The sequence below is a fragment of the Gluconacetobacter johannae genome, from assembly GCF_014174305.1.
GTDB classification, from domain to species: Bacteria; Pseudomonadota; Alphaproteobacteria; order Acetobacterales; family Acetobacteraceae; genus Gluconacetobacter; species Gluconacetobacter johannae.
The window spans coordinates 66,504-83,444 of the sequence record NZ_JABEQH010000006.1 but is presented as its reverse complement, the minus strand read 5'-3'; the positions used below and the strand labels follow the sequence as shown (position 1 = coordinate 83,444).

22 protein-coding genes are annotated in these 16,941 nt (G+C 71.7%); 8 read left to right on the top strand and 14 right to left on the bottom strand.

Annotated features, from left to right (window positions below; genetic code table 11):
• Window positions 1-11: 11 nt before the first annotated feature.
• Window positions 12-182, bottom strand: a complete 171-nt coding sequence (locus HLH21_RS05635; protein WP_182942169.1) for a DUF1674 domain-containing protein — start codon at window positions 180-182, stop codon at window positions 12-14.
• 97 nt (window positions 183-279) lie between these two features.
• Here HLH21_RS05635 and HLH21_RS05630 point away from each other — a divergent pair, with 97 nt between their 5' ends.
• Entirely contained in the window at window positions 280-1,290 is a 1,011-nt protein-coding gene (locus HLH21_RS05630; protein WP_182942167.1) for a glycosyltransferase, read from the top strand.
• A gap of 4 nt (window positions 1,291-1,294) precedes the next feature.
• Here the strand turns inward: HLH21_RS05630 and HLH21_RS05625 are convergent, their stop codons facing one another.
• The 8 genes from HLH21_RS05625 to HLH21_RS05590 are packed head-to-tail and all read right to left on the bottom strand — an operon-like array spanning window position 1,295 to window position 6,932.
• On the bottom strand, window positions 1,295-1,591 hold the full coding sequence (locus tag HLH21_RS05625) for a hypothetical protein (RefSeq protein ID WP_182942165.1): 297 nt from the start codon (window positions 1,589-1,591) through the stop codon (window positions 1,295-1,297).
• Between the two features lie 22 nt (window positions 1,592-1,613).
• Window positions 1,614-2,333 (bottom strand): c-type cytochrome biogenesis protein CcmI, encoded by a 720-nt coding sequence (gene ccmI, locus HLH21_RS05620; RefSeq protein WP_182942163.1) that lies wholly within the window; start codon window positions 2,331-2,333, stop codon window positions 1,614-1,616.
• A gap of 52 nt (window positions 2,334-2,385) precedes the next feature.
• The gene (locus HLH21_RS05615; RefSeq protein ID WP_182942162.1) at window positions 2,386-2,865 is read right to left on the bottom strand and encodes a cytochrome c-type biogenesis protein; all 480 of its coding nucleotides are present in this window, start codon (window positions 2,863-2,865) and stop codon (window positions 2,386-2,388) included.
• A complete protein-coding gene (locus HLH21_RS05610) occupies window positions 2,862-3,446 on the bottom strand; it encodes a redoxin domain-containing protein (RefSeq protein WP_182942161.1) in 585 nt (194 codons plus the stop codon). Before HLH21_RS05610 ends, HLH21_RS05615 begins: the two co-directional genes overlap by 4 nt.
• Window positions 3,443-5,422: a heme lyase CcmF/NrfE family subunit gene (locus HLH21_RS05605; RefSeq protein ID WP_182942160.1), complete on the bottom strand. Its 1,980-nt coding sequence runs from the start codon at window positions 5,420-5,422 to the stop codon at window positions 3,443-3,445. The genes HLH21_RS05610 and HLH21_RS05605 overlap by 4 nt, the downstream gene beginning before the upstream one ends.
• Window positions 5,423-5,428: 6 nt before the next feature.
• On the bottom strand, window positions 5,429-5,959 hold the full coding sequence (gene ccmE / locus HLH21_RS05600) for a cytochrome c maturation protein CcmE (protein WP_182942159.1): 531 nt from the start codon (window positions 5,957-5,959) through the stop codon (window positions 5,429-5,431).
• The gene (locus HLH21_RS05595) at window positions 5,956-6,117 is read right to left on the bottom strand and encodes a hypothetical protein (RefSeq protein ID WP_182942371.1); all 162 of its coding nucleotides are present in this window, start codon (window positions 6,115-6,117) and stop codon (window positions 5,956-5,958) included. Before HLH21_RS05595 ends, ccmE begins: the two co-directional genes overlap by 4 nt.
• Window positions 6,114-6,932: a heme ABC transporter permease gene (locus tag HLH21_RS05590; protein ID WP_182942157.1), complete on the bottom strand. Its 819-nt coding sequence runs from the start codon at window positions 6,930-6,932 to the stop codon at window positions 6,114-6,116. The genes HLH21_RS05595 and HLH21_RS05590 overlap by 4 nt, the downstream gene beginning before the upstream one ends.
• 180 nt (window positions 6,933-7,112) lie before the next feature.
• On the opposite strand from HLH21_RS05590, the gene HLH21_RS05585 reads away from it, so the two are divergent.
• Window positions 7,113-7,406 carry a YciI family protein gene (locus HLH21_RS05585; RefSeq protein ID WP_182942155.1) on the top strand — a complete coding sequence of 98 codons (294 nt, stop codon included), beginning with the start codon at window positions 7,113-7,115 and terminating at the stop codon, window positions 7,404-7,406.
• A 5-nt stretch (window positions 7,407-7,411) separates the two neighbouring features.
• The gene (locus tag HLH21_RS05580; RefSeq protein ID WP_182942153.1) at window positions 7,412-7,828 is read left to right on the top strand and encodes an EVE domain-containing protein; all 417 of its coding nucleotides are present in this window, start codon (window positions 7,412-7,414) and stop codon (window positions 7,826-7,828) included.
• Between the two features lie 7 nt (window positions 7,829-7,835).
• Here the strand turns inward: HLH21_RS05580 and HLH21_RS05575 are convergent, their stop codons facing one another.
• Complete coding sequence (locus HLH21_RS05575) at window positions 7,836-8,330, bottom strand: hypothetical protein (protein ID WP_182942151.1); 495 nt, start codon at window positions 8,328-8,330, stop codon at window positions 7,836-7,838.
• Between the two features lie 290 nt (window positions 8,331-8,620).
• Here HLH21_RS05575 and HLH21_RS05570 point away from each other — a divergent pair, with 290 nt between their 5' ends.
• A complete protein-coding gene (locus tag HLH21_RS05570) occupies window positions 8,621-9,451 on the top strand; it encodes an EcsC family protein (RefSeq protein WP_182942149.1) in 831 nt (276 codons plus the stop codon).
• A 19-nt stretch (window positions 9,452-9,470) separates the two neighbouring features.
• On the opposite strand, the gene HLH21_RS05565 is transcribed toward HLH21_RS05570, so the two are convergent.
• Both HLH21_RS05565 and HLH21_RS05560 read right to left on the bottom strand, forming a co-directional pair.
• Entirely contained in the window at window positions 9,471-9,641 is a 171-nt protein-coding gene (locus HLH21_RS05565; protein ID WP_182942147.1) for a hypothetical protein, read from the bottom strand.
• A 15-nt stretch (window positions 9,642-9,656) separates the two neighbouring features.
• The gene (locus tag HLH21_RS05560; protein WP_182942145.1) at window positions 9,657-10,625 is read right to left on the bottom strand and encodes a 2-hydroxyacid dehydrogenase; all 969 of its coding nucleotides are present in this window, start codon (window positions 10,623-10,625) and stop codon (window positions 9,657-9,659) included.
• Between the two features lie 116 nt (window positions 10,626-10,741).
• Between HLH21_RS05560 and aat the strand changes: the two genes are divergently transcribed.
• The 4 genes from aat to HLH21_RS05540 all read left to right on the top strand — a co-directional run bounded on the left by aat (window position 10,742) and on the right by HLH21_RS05540 (window position 13,280).
• The gene (gene aat / locus HLH21_RS05555; RefSeq protein WP_182942143.1) at window positions 10,742-11,458 is read left to right on the top strand and encodes a leucyl/phenylalanyl-tRNA--protein transferase; all 717 of its coding nucleotides are present in this window, start codon (window positions 10,742-10,744) and stop codon (window positions 11,456-11,458) included.
• A gap of 15 nt (window positions 11,459-11,473) precedes the next feature.
• Window positions 11,474-12,190 (top strand): hypothetical protein, encoded by a 717-nt coding sequence (locus tag HLH21_RS05550; RefSeq protein ID WP_373319676.1) that lies wholly within the window; start codon window positions 11,474-11,476, stop codon window positions 12,188-12,190.
• Window positions 12,187-12,771 carry a hypothetical protein gene (locus HLH21_RS05545; RefSeq protein WP_182942142.1) on the top strand — a complete coding sequence of 195 codons (585 nt, stop codon included), beginning with the start codon at window positions 12,187-12,189 and terminating at the stop codon, window positions 12,769-12,771. Before HLH21_RS05550 ends, HLH21_RS05545 begins: the two co-directional genes overlap by 4 nt.
• Window positions 12,772-12,914: 143 nt before the next feature.
• Window positions 12,915-13,280 (top strand): hypothetical protein, encoded by a 366-nt coding sequence (locus HLH21_RS05540; protein WP_182942140.1) that lies wholly within the window; start codon window positions 12,915-12,917, stop codon window positions 13,278-13,280.
• 20 nt (window positions 13,281-13,300) lie between these two features.
• Here HLH21_RS05540 and HLH21_RS05535 read toward each other — a convergent pair whose 3' ends face one another.
• Window positions 13,301-13,786, bottom strand: coding sequence for a peroxiredoxin (locus HLH21_RS05535; RefSeq protein WP_182942138.1), 486 nt, complete (start codon window positions 13,784-13,786; stop codon window positions 13,301-13,303).
• A gap of 32 nt (window positions 13,787-13,818) precedes the next feature.
• Window positions 13,819-16,875, bottom strand: coding sequence for a bifunctional [glutamine synthetase] adenylyltransferase/[glutamine synthetase]-adenylyl-L-tyrosine phosphorylase (locus HLH21_RS05530; protein WP_182942136.1), 3,057 nt, complete (start codon window positions 16,873-16,875; stop codon window positions 13,819-13,821).
• Window positions 16,876-16,941 lie beyond the last annotated feature (66 nt).

Sequence of the window (16,941 nt, the reverse complement as noted above, 5' to 3'; positions counted from 1 at the left end):
GTGGTGGCCCGTCAGAAATCGATGCAGCGTCCCTTGACGGTCCAGTCGCCATAGCGCGTGGGCCGATCTTCCTTCGGTCCGCCATATTCGGGGGCCTCGGGCGTCGTCGCCGGTGGGGCTTCGGTGGTCTCGGCCGGGCCTTCGGCGGCCGGCTTCTCGGGGCAGGTATCCGTGCTGGTCATGGGCATCACTGTTGACCGGGCGGCGCCGTCAGGCAAGGTCGGATGCCGCCGGAGAACGGGAGTGTGATCTCGGGCATGAGGAGAGGACGGACCGGAATTGAGAATCCTGCATTGCATTTGTACGGAGGGATTCGCCGGTACCGAACGGCATGTCGCCGAACTGGCCGCGTGGCAGGCCACAGAGCATGAGGTGGCGGTCCTGGTCGCCGGGCGGTCGCGCGATCGGCGCACCGGCGGGGACATCGTGCCGCATCTGCGCCCGCCCGTGATGACGGTGCGGGCGTCGCCGCTGGGATACGGCGTGGCGCTGGCGGGGATGATGCGGCGGTTTCGGCCGGACATCGTTCATACGCATCTGGGGCGGGCCAGTGTGCGGGCGCGGCTGCTGGCGCGGGGGCGCGCGCCCCTGGTCGCGACGCTGCATACCCGGTTTTCTCCGCGGGCCTATGGCCGCCATGACGGGTTGCTGTGCATCGCGCAGTGGCAGCGCGAGGAGATTCCGGCCGTCTTTTCCGGGCAGGTCGGGGTGGTCGGCAACTGGACGCTGCCCGGCGCCGTGGGGGTTGACCGGGCGCGGCTGCGCGCCGCGCTGGGGCTGGGCGCGCAGGATTTCGTGTTCGGCACGGCCGCGCGCATGGTGCCGGAGAAGAACCTGGACGTGCTGATCCGCGCCTTCGCCCAGGCGGCGCTGCCGGGAACGCGGCTGGTGCTGTTCGGCGACGGGCCGGAGCGCGCGCGGCTGGAGGCGCTGGCCGGCCCCGGCGTGATTTTCGCGGGATATCGTCCCGACCTGAAGGGTGACCTGCACCTGCTGGACGGGTTCGTCCTGCCGTCGCGGCGCGAGCCGTTCGGCCTTGTGCTGCTGGAGGCGATGGAGGCCGGCCTGCCGGTGCTGGCGACGGCGGCGGGTGGCGTGCCGGACATCCTGGGGGCGGAGTCGCCCGACCTGGTGCCGCCGGACGATGTGGCGGCGATGGCGCGGGGCCTGGCGCGCCTGCGCGGCCAGAGCCCGTGCCGGTGGGACATGGCGCGGTTCCGGCTGGACCGGCAGGGGCCGGCCGTCACCTCGTTCTACGCCGCGTGTCTGGGCGCCGGGACGGGCGGCTAAGGGATCAGCGTGGGGCGCGGGGCGGCATCCACCGGTCGTGGGAATGGCGCGCATGGGCGACGAAGAAGCCCATCAGCGCGCCGATCGCCGCCGCCACTACGGCCAGGGTCAGGCCGGCGCCGACCACGGTGATCGCGGCCGGGCCGGCGACCAGGCCGATGCCGGTGGTCGTCAGGCTTTCCCGGCGCGTGGGGCCATACTGCCGTTCCGCCCCGCATCCGGGACAGACTTCCGCCGTGCGGCGAAGGGTCTGCCGGCAGAACGGGCATTGTTCGACGCTGCTGGGGATGGGTTCCATCATGGGCGGCCTACGATACTCGGACTTATTGATGTTCGGACTGGGCGATGCGCTGTTCGGCCGCCATGCGCCACGGCGCGTCGGCGGGCGCCGCGTCCAGGGCGCGGCGGAACAGTGACGCGGTGTCGGAGGTGACCCGGCCGTCGGCCAGCGTCTGGGCTTCGGCCGTGCGGGCCGCGACCTCGGGATCGAACTGGATGTCGATGGCCTGGCGCCATGCGGCGGCGGCGTCGGCGTAATGGGCGCGCGCGGCCTCGGCCTGGCCCAGCAGCAGGTAGCCACGGTACCGGTTCGGGTCGTCGGCCGGCATGCGCGCCAGGCCGGCGCGCAGTTGCGCCAGCAGTTCGTCGCTGCGGTGGTCCTGCCTGCGGATTTCCGCCAGGCGGGGGGCCAGGGGCTGGGCCGGCAGCGACGGATGGCCACAGGCCAGATACAGCCCCAGGGCCGACAGCGGGACCAGCAGCAGCGCCCCGGCCACGACCGGGCCGGGGATGCCCCGCCCGGCGCCGCGGGCCTCGGCCGCGTCGACGGCCAGCAGGCGGCGCTGGATTTCAAGGGCCGCACCCGCGTGCTCGGTCGGTGCGATCAGCCCATCCTGCATGTCGCGGTCCAGCTCCGCCAGCCGTGCGCGGTGCAGGACGAGCGCGGTCTCGCGCTCGTCGCGCAGGCGGGCCGTGCGCCGGAAGACGGCGATGGCGGGCAGCAGCGCAAGCGTACTCAGCAGGAAGAAGCCAATCCAGATCATCTCGGTCCCAGAATCAGTTCGATGGCCCGCGCGCGCGTTGTCAAACGGATGCTCAGCGCGGTCGGGTCAGGTCGGACAGGCGCGCGCGTTCGGCGTCGGTCAGGGGCGCCGGGGTGGCGGTGCGGGGACGCCGGAAGGACAGGAAGGCCGCCCCCGCACCCACCAGCAGCGCCAGCACCGGCATGACCCACAGCAGCAGCGTGCCGGCCGTCAGCGGGGGACGCAGCCGGATGAAATTGCCGTAGCGCCCGACCATCCAGTCCATGATCTGCCGGTCGGACTCGCCCCTGGCCACATGGTCGCGCACCACGTGGCGCAGGTCGCGGGCCAGGTCGGCGCCGCTGTCCTCGATCGACTCGTTCTGGCAGACCAGGCAGCGCAACTGCGCGCCGATGGCCTCGGCCCGGGCTTCCTGCCGGGGGTCGGGCAGCATTTCCGACGGATCGTCCACCGCCGCCGCCGCCAGCGGGGACAGGCCGGCCAGCAGCGTCAGGACGAACAGGGTGCGGGCGCGCGCGGTACGGGGCGTCATCGCGTCAGGCTCGCGGCCAGGGGCAGCAGCGTGTCGTGGATGGTGTCCTCGCCCAGGGGGGCGGCGGTGTGCCAGCGGATGACCCCTCCCGGCCCGATCAGGAAGGATTCCGGCACGCCCGACACGCCCCAGTCGATCGCGGTCAGGCCGGGCAGGTCGCCGGCGATGCGGGCATAGGGGTTGCCGGCGCGCCGGACGAAGCCCGCCGCATTGTCGGGCTTGTCCTTGTAGGCGATGCCCCAGATGGGCAGCCGGTCCTTCAGCGCGTTCAGCACCGGCATTTCGGCGACGCAGGGGATACACCACGATGCGAAGAAATTCACCAGCACCGGCCGGGTCAGCGCGCGCAGGTCGGCGGCGCCGAACCCCTGGCCGGGCGCCTGGTCCGGCAGGGCGAAGTCGGGGACCGGACGATCGAGCACCGGCACATGGATGTCATGCGGGTCGAACGAGCCCTGCGTCATGCCCGACAGCATGCGCCAGAACCCCACGCCCGCCGCGCCGGCGACGACCAGCGGGGCCGCCATCAGCACCCGGCGGCGGGTGGTCGAAGCAGGGCGGGGGGCAGCGGTATCGCTCATCGCGCGGCCACCAGTCCGGCGAGGCGGGCGCGGCGGGGGGCGCCGACGCGCATCCGCCGGTCGGACAGCGACAATGCCCCGCCCATCGCCATGACAAGGCCGCCCAGCCACATCCAGGGCGCCAGCGGGTTGTAATGCAGGCGCAGGACATAGGTGGGGTCGGCATCCGTGCCGTGCCGGTCGCCCAGCACGCCATACAGGTCGGACAGCAGGTTGGTGTGGATCGCGACCTCGGTCGTCGTCTGGTTCTGGCTGGCGAAGGTCCGTTTGGAGGGATGCAGCACCGTGACCAGGCGGCCGTCGTGCCGGACCTCGATCGTCGCGATCAGCGAGGTATAGTTCGGGCCGGGGGCGGAATGGACGTCGGTCAGGGTCCAGGCGTCGCCGGCCAGCATCTCGGTCTGGCCCACGCGGACCTCGACGATCTTGTGGGCGGCCTGCGACATCGCGGCCAGCCCCAGCACGCTGACGCCCACGCCGGCATGGGCCAGCGCGGCGCCCAGGGCCGCGCGCGGCAGCAGGCGCGCGCGATGCAGGCTCTGGCCCAGCGGCAGGCGGAACAGGCGGATGCGTTCGGCGATGTCGGCGGCGCTGCCGGCGATGACCCACACGGCGAACGTCGCGGCCAGCAGGGGCAGGATGTCGCGGATGCGCCAGGCCGCCAGGGCGAACGCCGCCGCCGTCAGCAGGCCCGCCCACCACAGGCGGCGCAGCACCGGCCAGAACTGCGCGCGCTTCCACGGCATCATCGGCCCGAACCCCATGAAGGCCAGAAGCGGAATGGCCAGCGGGGCGGCGGTGGCGTCGAAGAACGGCTTGCCTACCGAAATGGTCTTGCCGAACAGCAGCGACATGAAGGGCGGATACATCGTGCCCGTCAGCACCACCGCGCAGATCGAGCAGAGCAGGATGTTGTTCAGCACCAGCAGCCCTTCGCGCGACACCGGGGCGAACATGCCGCCCGCGGTCAGCGCCGGCGCACGGATGGCGAACAGCAGCAGCGACCCGCCGATGACCAGCGCCAGCAGGCCCAGGATGAACACGCCGCGCGCGGGGTCGTTGGCGAAGGCATGCACGGAGTTGAGGATGCCCGACCGCACCAGGAACGTGCCCGACAGCGAGAAGGAGAAGGTGCCGATGGCCAGCAGGACCGTCCAGATCTTCAGCGCCTCGCGCTTTTCGACCACGATGGCCGAATGGACCAGCGCCGTGCCCGTCAGCCACGGGATCAGCGAGGCGTTTTCCACCGGGTCCCAGAACCAGTAGCCGCCCCAGCCCAGCACATAGTACGACCACCACGACCCCAGTGCGATGCCGCAGGTCAGGAAGCACCAGGCCGCGACCGCCCACGGGCGGACCCACCGGCCCCAGGCCGCATCGACACGGCCCTCGATCAGGGCGGCGATGGCGAAGGCGAAGGGCACGGCGAAACCGACGTAGCCGGTGTAGAGAATGGGCGGATGGAACGCCAGGCCGGGGTCCTGCAGCAGGGGGTTCATGCCCTGGCCGTCCAGCGGCGCGGGCCAGACCCGGTCGAAGGGGTTCGACGTCGTCAGGCAGAACAGCAGGAAGCCCGCCGACACCCCGCCCAGCACCGCGATGACCCGTGCCCGCAGGGCGGACGGCAGGTTGCGGCCGAACAGCGCCACCGCCCCGCCGCAGACCCCCAGTATGAGCGCCCACAGCAGGATCGAGCCCTCGTGGTTACCCCAGACGCCGGTGATCTTGTACAGCAGCGGCTTGGCGACCGCGCTGTTGGCGGCCACGTTCTGGACCGAGAAATCGTCGCCGATCGCGGCATTGACCAGGCAGGCGAACGACGTCAGAAGCGCCAGCAACTGCCCCACCGCCAGGGCGGGGGCCATCGCCATCAGGCGCGGGTCGCGCCGCTGCGCCCCGATCAGCGGCAGCACGGCCTGCGCGCCGGCCAGGCAGCAGGCCAGGGCCAGCGCGAAATTTCCGAGTTCCGGACTCATGTTCGATCAGCTTCCATGCTGGGGGCTGGCTGCGTCCCTGCGGGCGTCGCGGACCGTCATCGTGTCCCAGCTTGCCGCGTCGGGGGCCTTGCCGTAGCGCGGATCCCACTTGCCGCTGCGGCGCAGGGCCTCGGCGACTTCCTTGGGCATGTAGGTCTCGTCGTGCTTGGCCAGGACCTCGGACGCGTGGAAGGCGCCGTCGGGGCCGGCCGTGCCGATGGCGACGACGCTCTGCCCCTCGCGGAACAGGTCGGGCAGGATGCCTTCGTAGCGGACGGTTACCGCGGCCTGCCCGTCGGTGACGTCGAACAGCGCGACCGGCGTATCCCGCACCGTCTGCCGGCGGACCGAACCCGCGACCACCATGCCGCCCAGGCGGACCGTCCGGTCCGGCGCGGGCGGTTTCGCGCGGATCTGCGACGGGGCCATGAAGAAGACGATGTTGGACGAAAAGGCGTTCAGCGTCAGCGCCGTGGCCGAGCCCAGGCCCATCAGGCACGCGCAGGCCAGCCACAGCCGTCGTGTCTTGCGGGTCATCGGTTCTCCCCTCGTCCGGCCCGGGCCGGGCGGTCGATCGCGGCCAGCCGCGCGCGGGCCCGGCGCAGCCGCAGGGCGGCGGTCGCGCCCAGCAGCACGGCCAGGCCGATGGTCAGGCCGTAGGCGGCGGCGATGTACGGCAGGTGGGTCATGCTCATGCGACGGCCCCGCCGGGAACGTCGCTGTCATGCGCGCTATCGGGTGCCGCGCGCCCGCGTCCGCGCCGCGCCGACAGGGCCGCGCGGATGCGGCTTTCCATCACGGCCGCGCGCAGGCGGGCCACCACGATGGCGGCGAAGCCCAGGGTGAAGCCCAGCGTGCAGACCAGCAGCGGCCACAGCATGGCGGTGGACATGGTCGGCGCGCCGGTCAGGGTGATGCTGTCCGGCTGGTGCAGGGTGTTCCACCACTGCACGCTGAATTTGATGATGGGCAGGTCGACCGCGCCGGCCAGCCCCAGGATGGCGGCGGCGCGATAGCCCCGCTGCGGCTCGTCGAACGCGCGGATCAGCGCGATATGGCCCAGATACAGGAAGAACAGGACCAGGACCGAGGTCAGGCGCGCGTCCCACACCCACCATGTCCCCCACATCGGCTTGCCCCACAGCGACCCGGTGGCCAGGCAGACGGCGGTAATGGCCGCGCCGACCGGCCCGATTTCCACCGCCGCCAGGTCGGCCAGCGGATGGCGCCACACCAGCGACAGCAGCGAGCACACCGCCAGGCCCGCATAGCCCGACGAGGCCAGCCACGCGGCAGGCACATGGACATACATGATCCGCACGCTGTCGCCCTGCTGCCAGTCGGCGGGCGAGAAGAACAGGCCCCACACGATGCCGGCGATGGACAGCGCCAGCGCCGGCCAGGTCAGCCACGGTTGCAGGCGCGCGCCCAGCCGAAGGAAGCGTCCGGGATTGGCGTAACGGTGAAAGACGGCGCCCGTGCGTGCGACCAGGCTGTGGGTAGCGTTCAAGACGGTTCCGATCCCTCCGCGTCGGCGGAAGGCTCCTGGCAAATGCGTCGTCGGGCGACGGAAAGGGCGATCCGCTTTCCGCTCCTACACTATCATGCGAAGAAAGGCACGGCCTCTGCTGCTCATGGCAGATTGTTCACCCGGCGGACCCGCCGGTCATTCTGGACGAGGGTATTCTTCATGCTTTTCGCGATCATCTGCACCGACAAGCCGGGGGCGCTGGACACGCGGCTTGCCACCCGGGCGCAGCATCTGGCCTATCTGTCGGCCTATCAGGACCGGATCGTGCAGGCCGGCCCGCTGCTGAACCTCGACGGCCGGCCCGGCGGCAGCCTGCTGCTGGTGGACGTGGCGGACCGCGCGGCGGCCGAGGGGTTCGCCGCCAGCGACCCCTATGCCCGCGCCGACGTCTTTGAAAGCGTGGTGATCCGGGCGTACCGCCCGGTGTTTCGCGACGGCGCGCTGGTGGAATAGGGGCCATGGCGCACTGGCTGGTGAAGTCCGAACCCGATGCGTTCTCGTGGGACGAACAGGTGGCCCATGGGGTGGAGCCCTGGACGGGCGTCCGCAACCATCAGGCCAAGCGCAACATGATGACCATGAAATGCGGGGACCTGGCGTTTTTCTATCATTCGAACATCGGCAAGGAGATCGTGGGCGTGGTCGAGATCGTCCGCGAGGCCTATCCCGACCCCACGGCCGAGTCGGGGGGGTGGATCTGCGTCGATGTGCGCGCGGTGGGGCCGATGCCCCATCCCGTGACCCTGGCGGCGATCAAGGCCGACCCGGCGCTGGCCGACCTGGCCCTGGTGCGGCAGTCGCGGCTGTCGGTCGTGCCGGTTTCGGACGCGCATTGGGCGCATCTGTGCCGGATGGGCGGCTGGGCGGCGGCCTGACGCCGGGTCAGGGCTGCCCGGCCGCGCCTTCCGCGCCGACCGCGTCCCATCCGCGGCCGGGCTGCCCCGCGTAGGTCGAATAGGTGAACGCCGCGTTATAGGGGGGCGTCACCGGCGCGTTGAATTTGACCGGCACGCCGAAGACGCTGAAATGCGACGGGACGGAATTGGGCTCACGCGGGGTTTGCCGGGCTTCGATCGACGGCAGGCCGGGGCCGCCGACGGCGGTCACGGCGGGGCTGTAGGCCTGGGCGCTGACGTCCTCGTCCTGCACGACCTGGTAGCCGTCGGGCGGCGGCGGGGCCTCGGCGTTCTCCGGGGCGGCCGGCGCGGGCGTGGTATTGCCCAGGGTGGAATGGATCGGGGCCGACAGGGCGTCGTCCGCATGGCGCGGGGCGGGCGGCGCGGCAAGCGCCCCCCCGGCCAGCAGGGTCATGGAGAGCAGCGCGCCGGCCATCAGGCCGGTGCGTCCGGGAAGCCGTGCGGCAATGAATGCGTCCATCGGATCTCTCCTTGCGTTCGGCCTTAGGGAAGGGCGGTGGAGTGTCCCGGTCAACGCGCGGTCTCCTCAGGGCAGGAGTGCGTCGGTCGGGAGGCCGCCCGTGGCCATCGGTCGCCCCATGAACATGGCGGCCCTGCATTTCGACCATATACGGCGTGGCAACGCATTGGCGGGAGGGGTAATATGATGGAAAACACGGGTTCCGTTCCGATTGACGGAGAATTGTGTATCCGCCGACACGCCGCCCGCCCCGGCGGGCGCGGCCGGCGGACTGGTGGGAGGGCATGGGAATGACCACACGAACCGGGGCCGAACTGGCCCCCCTGGTGCTGGACGCTCCGGCGATTGCCGAGCTGCAGCGTGCCCTTGAACAGGTCGAATCGGGACGTGGGGTGCTGGTCCGGCTGGCCGACCTGATGGGCGGGGCGGTCGGGCAGGCGGCGCGGCTGGGCCTGCGGGGCATCGGCATGGCGCCGGGCCTGCAGGCCAAGCTGAAGGGCATTGCGGAAACGGCGGTGTCGCGCGCCTTCGACGTGGCGATCGTGGGCATGCGCGCCCCGGACGACATGCCGGTCGCGCATGTACCGACGCCGCCATGGCGCGGGCCGGCGGTGCAGGCCGCCGTGACCGTGTCGGGTGCGGTGGGCGGATTCGCGGGGCTGGTGGGGCTGGTCCCCGACATCGGATTCACCACGCTGACGATCATGCGCGAGATCGCGCGCATCGCCCGCGAGGAGGGCGAGGACCTGTCGACGCCCGAGGCGCGCCGGGCCTGCCTGGAGGTCTTCGCCCTGCGCGCCTTCCCCGTCGCCGCGACCGACGAGGAAAGCGAACTGGGCTATTTTTCGGCGCGGGCGCTGCTGCGTGGCCGGCCGGTCGTGATGCTGATTTCCGAGGTGGCCTCGCATTACGGCCTGGGCCTGTCGCGCAAGCTGGCGCTGCAGATGATGCCGGTGGCCGGCGCGCTGTGCGGGGCGTCGCTGAACGCCGCGTTCCTGTCCCATTACCGCGCGCTGGCCCGCGCCCATTTCACCATTCGCCGGCTGGAGCGCGAGCATGGGCCGGAGGTGCGCCGCACCGCCGAAACGCTGCGTGCCGGGCTGGTGAACCCGGCATTCTGATCCGCCCGCGCCGGCGGGGTCAGGCCTCGGGGCGCAGCAGGATCCGGAGCGAGACGAAGATGGCGGCCGCCACATAGAACAGGCACAGGATCTGCGCCGCCCGGGCGTAATGGGGGGCGACGAGGGCGGTCAGGACCGCCAGCAGGCCGCCGCCCAGGCAGGCCAGCAGGAAGGTGATGCGGGGCGGCATGGCGGGGCCTCCGGTTCAGGCCGGGACCGGGGTGACGGCCGGCCGGCCGGACAGGACCGCGTCGATATTGTCGAGCGCCAGCATGCCCATGTCGGTCCGGGTCTCGACCGTGGCGCTGCCCATGTGCGGGGTCAGGAACACGTTCGGCAGGGCCAGGAAGCGCCGGTCGGGATGGGGTTCGTTGCGATAGACGTCCAGGCCGGCGGCGGCCAGGTGGCCGTCGGTCAGCGCCGCGATCAGCGCATCCTCGTCCACCAGGCTGCCGCGGGCCGCGTTGACGAAGATCGCCCCCCTGGGCAGCAGGGCCAGCGTTTCGGCGGTGATGATGGGCGTGGCGCCGCCGGGCATGTGCAGGCTCAGGATATCGCAGTGCGGCAGCATGTCGCGGATGTCGGCGAAATAGGTCGCGCCTTCTTCCAGCTCCGGCGCCAGGCGGCGGCGGTTGGAATAGAGGATGTTCATGTCGAATCCACGGGCGCGCCGGGCGACCGCCCGCCCGATCCGCCCCATGCCGATGATGCCCAGCGTCTTGCCGGTGACGCGGACGCCCAGCAGTTCCTCCATCCCCAGGTTCCGGCCCCAGCCGTCGTGCATGATCGACAGGTATTCCGCCCCCCGGCGCGCCGCCGCCAGGATCAGCATGATCGCCAGGTCGGCGTTGCAGTCGGTCAGCACGTCGGGCGTATAGGTCAGCGCCAGGCCGCGCGCGGCGATGGCCGGGCCGTCCAGATGGTCGGTGCCGACGCTGACGGTGGCGATGACGCGCACGCTGTCGGGCAGGGCGGCGACGGTCGCCGCCGAAACCGGGGTGCTGCTGGTCACCATCACCGCATGCGGCCGGAATTCCTGCGCCAGGGCGACCAGTTCGTCGGATGTCAGCTTGTGGTCGGGCTCGGGCGGGGCATCGAAATCCCGTTCGATCCGCCGGGCGACGGCTGTGGGCATGCGCTGGGTGCGAATCAGGCGGGGACGCGTGTCGGGCATTCGGGAACCTCTTTTGACAGATGCGGTTTATCTCGCTCCTTTATCAGGATCGGATTATTGGCGGGACGTGTCCAGCGGTCATGGCGACGCGGCGCCGGGGGGATGGTACGGGACGCATGGGCAAGGGAGACGCAGCCACGATCACGCCCGAGATGATGATCCGGGCCTATTCCATCGGCCTGTTCCCGATGGCGCCGGATGCCGGCGCCACGGAGCTGGACTGGTACGATCCCGACATGCGCGGCATCCTGCCGCTGGACGGGTTCCATGCGCCGCGCCGGCTGTTGCGGACCGTGCTGTCCGAGTCGTTCACGGTCGTGGCCGACCGCGATTTCGCGGCCACGATCCGCGCCTGCGCCGCCCCGGCCCCGGGGCGGGAGAAGACCTGGATCAATGACGAGATCGTCCGCCTGTTCTGCGAGTTGCACGCCATGGGCTATGCCCACAGCGTCGAAAGCTGGCGGGACGGCGAACTGGTGGGCGGGCTGTACGGCGTCGCCATCGGTGGCGCGTTTTTCGGTGAAAGCATGTTCAGCCGGTGCCGCGATGCGTCGAAAGCCGCGCTGGTGGAGCTGGTGGCGCGGCTGCGCGTGGGCGGATACACCCTGCTGGATACGCAGTTCGGGACGGAACATCTTGCGCGCTTCGGGGGCCTGGAAATTCCGTCCTGGCGGTACAAGCAGCGGCTGGCGCAGGCCCTGGCGCATCCGGCGGCCTGGCCGGACGACAGCCATGCCGCCGCCATCCGGCAGGAAATCGTGCGTATGCGCGCCGACGGGCGGCAGGACGACGGCGCCGGGCCGGCCGGGCCGGGCAGAAAACGAACAGAGTGAAAAGGGAGCACGACCATGACCGTTCCATCGACGGGCCGCCGCCGGCCGATATCGGGGCTGGCGATCGCGACGCTGGCGACATCCGGGCTGGCGTTCGCGGCCGCGACGGGGGGCATGGCCCTGCCCGCGCGCGCCCAGGAGGGGGGCGAGGCCGCTGCCGCCCATCCGCCGCTGGCGCCCACGCGCGATGTGCAGGTCGAATACAGCGTGCAGCCCGAGGGCGCGCCGTCGCCCAAGAGCGTGCAGGCCTGGTTCACCGCCAATGGCGGCATGATGCGGCTGGACAGCCCCGAGGGCGCGGGGTCGACCATCCTGGATCGCGCGGCGCGGCAGGTGACGATCGTGCTGAACAGGCAGAAGGTCTATACCCGGCTGGACGCGCAGTACGGCATCCGCAACCCGTTCCTGCTGGACCTGTCGATGCAGTTCACGCGCAAGGGCGCGGCGCAGGTGGCCGGGGTGCCCTGCACGGAATGGGGCGTGGCCTCGGGCCGGGGATCGGCCACCGCCTGCGTGACCGATGACGGCGTGATCCTGCGGGAAGACGGCGTGGATGGCGACGGCATGAAGGGGCGGCTGGAGGCGACGAAAGTGGTCTATGGCCCCATCGCCTCCACGATCTTCCAGCCGCCCGCGGATTACCAGCAGGTGACGCGCCGCCGCGTGGCGCCCTCGCCCGGGATCGGCGGCGGCCAGGCGGTGACTGGCGGCATGGTGCGTTCGGGCGGATGACCGCAGCCCTGCGCGCCCCCCTGGCGGGGGTGCTGGCCGGCGTGTTGAGCGTGGCCTGGGCGGCGCACGCGGCCGACGACGCGCCTTTCGTGACGCCGCAGCACGATGTCGACGTGACCTATGTGATGGCCTCGCCCGATCCGTCGCGGCCGCAGGTGCGCCAGCGCATGCGCTGGTCCGGGCAGCAGCAGCGCCAGCGCGTCGATCCCGAGGGGTCGGCGACGTTCATGGTCACCGATTATCGCACGCGCCTGCTGACGGTCGTGGACATGGCCCATCGGGCCCGCACGACCATCCCCGCGCCGGGGCCGGCGCTGTCGGCGCCCGGCCAGCGGGCGGCGGGCGTCTGGGCGCGGGGGCCGTCGATGGTCGTGGCGGGCCAGCCCTGCATCGTGTGGCACGCCACCGACACCGACGGGCGCGCCAGCGACGTCTGCTACACCGATGACGGGGTCATGCTGCAGGTCGTCCGGGACGGTCGTGTCCTGGTCCAGGCCGACAGCCTGGCGCGGGTGGCGCAGCCCGACCCGGTGTTCGCGATTCCCGACGGGCTGACCGAGGTGCGGGCCGCTCACCCGTAGGGGAAACGCCCCGGATGTTTTGTGACCGGAAAAAGGCGAAGCCGCCCGCAAATCGCCATGTGGGTCATGTTGTCTTGCTGGTGAAGCGGGGGATTGGCCGGGCCTGTGCAGGCCCCCCTCCGCGCAGCGAGAAGGGTTTTGACATGCACAAGATCGCACGTTTCCTGCTGGCGGTTCCGGTCGTGACGGGCTGCCTTGCGGCCGCGGCCCCGGCCGCCCATGCGGATTGGCGGGACCATGGTGGGTGGCGCGATCACGGGTGGCATGACCATGGGTGGCGCGACCGTGGCTGGCATGGCGGCGGCGGTCGCGGATGGGGCGGTCCGGGGCCGGGCTATTATCATCGGGGCTACGGCCCGGGCGGCGCCTTTGTCGGCGGCCTGGTGGGCGGCGCGCTGATCGGCGCGGCCGGCATGGCGATCGCGGAGCAGCAGCAGGCCTATGCCCCGCCGCCGCCTCCGCCGCCCGTTTATGCCGCGCCCTACGGCTACGCCTATCCGGGCTACTGATTTCCCAGGGCGCGCCGGGGTCAGGCGGCCTCGGCCGCCTTCATCACCTCGGCCACATGGCCGGTGACCTTGACCTTGCGCCAGGCCCGCACCAGCCGGCCCTGTGCGTCGATCAGGAAAGTGGCGCGCTCGACGCCCATATAGGTCCGGCCATACAGGGATTTCTCGCCCCAGACGCCATAGGCTTCGGTCACCGTGCCGGTGGTGTCGGAGGCCAGCGGGAAGTCCAGCCCCTGGGCGTCGGCGAATTTGTCGATGGCCTTCATCGCGTCGCGCGAGACGCCGATGACCGGGATCCCGGTGGCGCCCAGGGCGTTGAGCGCTTCCTGGAACCCGCAGGCCTCGGTGGTGCACCCCGGCGTGCTGGCCTTGGGATAGAAATACAGGATGAACGGCCGGCCGCGCATGCCGGCCAGGCTGACATGCCGGTTGCGGCTGGCGGGCATGTCGAAATCCGGCACCGGCGCGCGGGGGGCGGGAAAAATCGGGAGTTCGGTGTCCGGCATGCGTGGTCTCCGTCAAGGGCGGGCCGAATCGTTCAGATCGGGCCGATCAGATGCGTGAAGGCCGCCCGTACCGCCTGGGCGCGGCGATCCATCAGGTCCAGCGCCGCGTCCACGGTGCCGGCCCCGACCACCCGCAGCAGGATCTCGGCCGTGGCGGGCGAGGTCGCTGCGACCGGATCGACGGGTGGGCGTGGCCCGAACAGGATTCTTAGCATGCTCTGCACCGACCGCCAGTCATGATCGGCCTGCGCCAGCAGGCGGGCGCAGGCCGGGTCCAGCTCGCCTTGCCGGGCCAGGCGCCGCAGCGCCACCCGCGTGGACGGATCGCGCGCCGTGGGGGCGCCGGCCACCAGTTGCAGGGCCTGTGCGATGAATTCGACGTCCGTCAGGCCGCCGGGCCGGCGCCGGATATCCCATGGGCCGGTGGAGGGAAGGTCCCGCGCGAGGCGTTCGCGCATCGCCCGCGCGTCCTCCAGGATCGTCCTGCGGGCCTTGGCCGTCCGGGCCTGGGTCGTCCGAGGGGGGCCGTCCAGCGCGACGTTGATGGCCGCGCGGAGGGTGCGGACCAGGGCGGGCGGTCCGGCCACCACCCGCGCGCGGGTCAGGGCCATGCGTTCCCACGTCCAGGCGCTTTCGGCGTGATAGCGTCGAAACGCGGCCAGCGAGACCGCGACCGGCCCCTTGGAACCCGACGGCCGCAGCCGCATATCGACCTCGTACAGCGGCCCTTCCGGCCCCGGCGCGGTCAGCGCGCCGATGAAGGCGTGCGCCAGCCGGACGAAATATTGCCCCACCGGCAGCGGACGCGGCGGCAGGCCGCCATCCCCGGCCGCGCCGCGCCGGGGCAGGACGCTTTCGGTCACGTCGTCCGGATGGTCGAACACCAGCATCAGGTCCAGGTCCGACCCCGGCATCATCTCGCGCGATCCCGCCTTGCCCAGCGCCATGACCGCCATGGCCCCGCCGGGCACGCGCCCGTGTCGCCGGCGGTGTTCGGCCGTCACGGTCTTCAGCAGGCCACGAATCACGGCGTCGGCCATGTCGGTGCGCGCCCGGCTGGCCGGGTCGATGTCCATCCGCCCTTCCAGCCGCGCGCTGGACAGGCGGAATTCCTCGCCCCGCACCAGCCCGCGCAGGATGGGCAGCAACTGCTCGGTCGAGGTGGCGCGGGCGACGTGCTGGCGCACCAGCTGGGGGGCGGACACCTCGCTGCCCCCGTCCTCGTCTTCGGTCGCGCTGTCCAGCAGGCCGTCCAGCGCCGCCGGGGTTTCGGCCAGATGGTCCGCCAGGAAGGGCGAGCCGTCCAGGATGGTCGCGATGCGGTCGATCAGGGCCGGGTTGCGCTCCAGCAGCGACAGGAACTGCACGCCCGCCCATTGCCGGGCGAGCATGGCGTCGAACCGCCGCAGGCAGGTCAGCGGGTCGCGCTGCCGGCTGAAGCGGGCCAGCAGGGCCGGCAACAGCCGCCGCAGCAGGATGTGCGCCCGGTTGGAGCGCAGGGCCCGCAGGCGATTGCCGCTCCATCGTTGCAGCAGGGCCAGGGCGGGAGGGATATCGGCCGGGGCGAAGCCGGCCGCCGCCAGATGGTCGGCCAGGTCCTCGGCCTCGGGGTCGACCGAGGGGCCGGGGCCGCCGGGTTCGGCGAACTGGCCTTCGAAGATCCGGCGCGAGTCCTGCATGATCGGCAGCATCATGGCCGCCAGCGCCCGGCCGCCTGCTTCCTCCATGAACACGGCGAAGGCGTCGAAGGCCTCGCGCGTGGGCGGCAGGCGGTGGGTCTGGTGGTCGGCCTGCATCTGCAACCGATGTTCCGCCCGGCGCAGCATGCGGTAGGTCCGCGCCAGGCTTTCGCCCTCGGCGCGGGGAATCAGGCCCGAGCGCACCAGCCGCCGCAGCGCGCCCAGCGTGGTGGGGTCGCGCAGTTCGGGCTTGCGGCCGCCCCAGACCAGTTGCAGCGCCTGGGCCACGAACTCGACCTCGCGGATGCCGCCCTGGCCCAGTTTAAGGTCGTGGCCCAGCAGCCAGTCGCGGGCCTGTCCGGGGTCGTGGACGGTGTGGTCGGTCAGCTGCGACAGGCCGGCGCGCCCGGCGTTGCGGTGCCGGTCGATGCGCGCCTTCATGTCGTGCAGGTCGTCGATGACCACGAAATCCAGATGGCGGCGCCAGACGAAGGGCTGGATCGCGCGCAGGAAGCGTCGGCCGGCGGCGATGTCGCCGGCGACGGGGCGGGCCTTGGTCATCGCCGCGCGTTCCCAGGTCTGGCCCAGGCTTTCGTAATAGACGATGCCCGCGGGGAAGGGGATGGCGGGCGGCGTCGCCGAGGGGTCGGGGCGCAGGCGCAGGTCGGTGCGAAAGACGTAGCCATCGGCATCGCGCGCTTCCATCAGGCCGACAAGATCGCTAGTCATGCGGATGAAGATCCGGCGCAGATCCTCGTGCCCGGGATGACAGTCCGGATCGTACAGGACGATCAGGTCGATATCCGAGGAGTAGTTCAGTTCCCGCGCGCCGAGCTTTCCCATCGCCAGGACGACGAAGCCGCTGCCGCGCGCGGGGCGATTGGGGTCGCGCAGGACGATCTGCCCCGTATCGTGCGCCGAGCGCAGCAGATGCCTGACGGCGGCATCCAGCGCGCCTTCCGCCAGGCGGCTGAGGGACAGCGTCACCTGCTCCAGCGTCCACAGGCCCCCGATATCCGCCAGCGCGATGGCCAGCGCGGCCTGGCGCTTGGCGGCGCGCAGCGTCGCGGCGATGTCGGCGCGGCTGTCGCGCGGGGTCAGGGACGCCAGATGGTCCAGGATGGCGGCCATCGCGTGGTCCGGCCCGTCGGCCAGCAGGCGGGCGAACGGTTCGGGGTCGCGCCGGACCAGGCCGGCCAAATAGGGGCTGTTGCCGCCCAGGGCCGCCAGCAGGCGCTCCACCCCCGGCGCGCGCAGCCGGTCGGGATCCAGGCCGTGCTCCGTCCAGATCTCGCGCAGGTCCTCCAGCAGCAATGCGGCGCCGCGGGGGTCGGCGGGCTCGGGCCAGGGGCGGTCGGTCCAGGGGCTGTCCGTCCGGGTGGGGGCGGAGGGTGTCGTCGGTGGGGGCATGATCCGTTTTCGGGCTTGGCGGGGGGCATGGCGGTCGGCGGCGCGGTGTTTTCGGCGCTCGGGTGC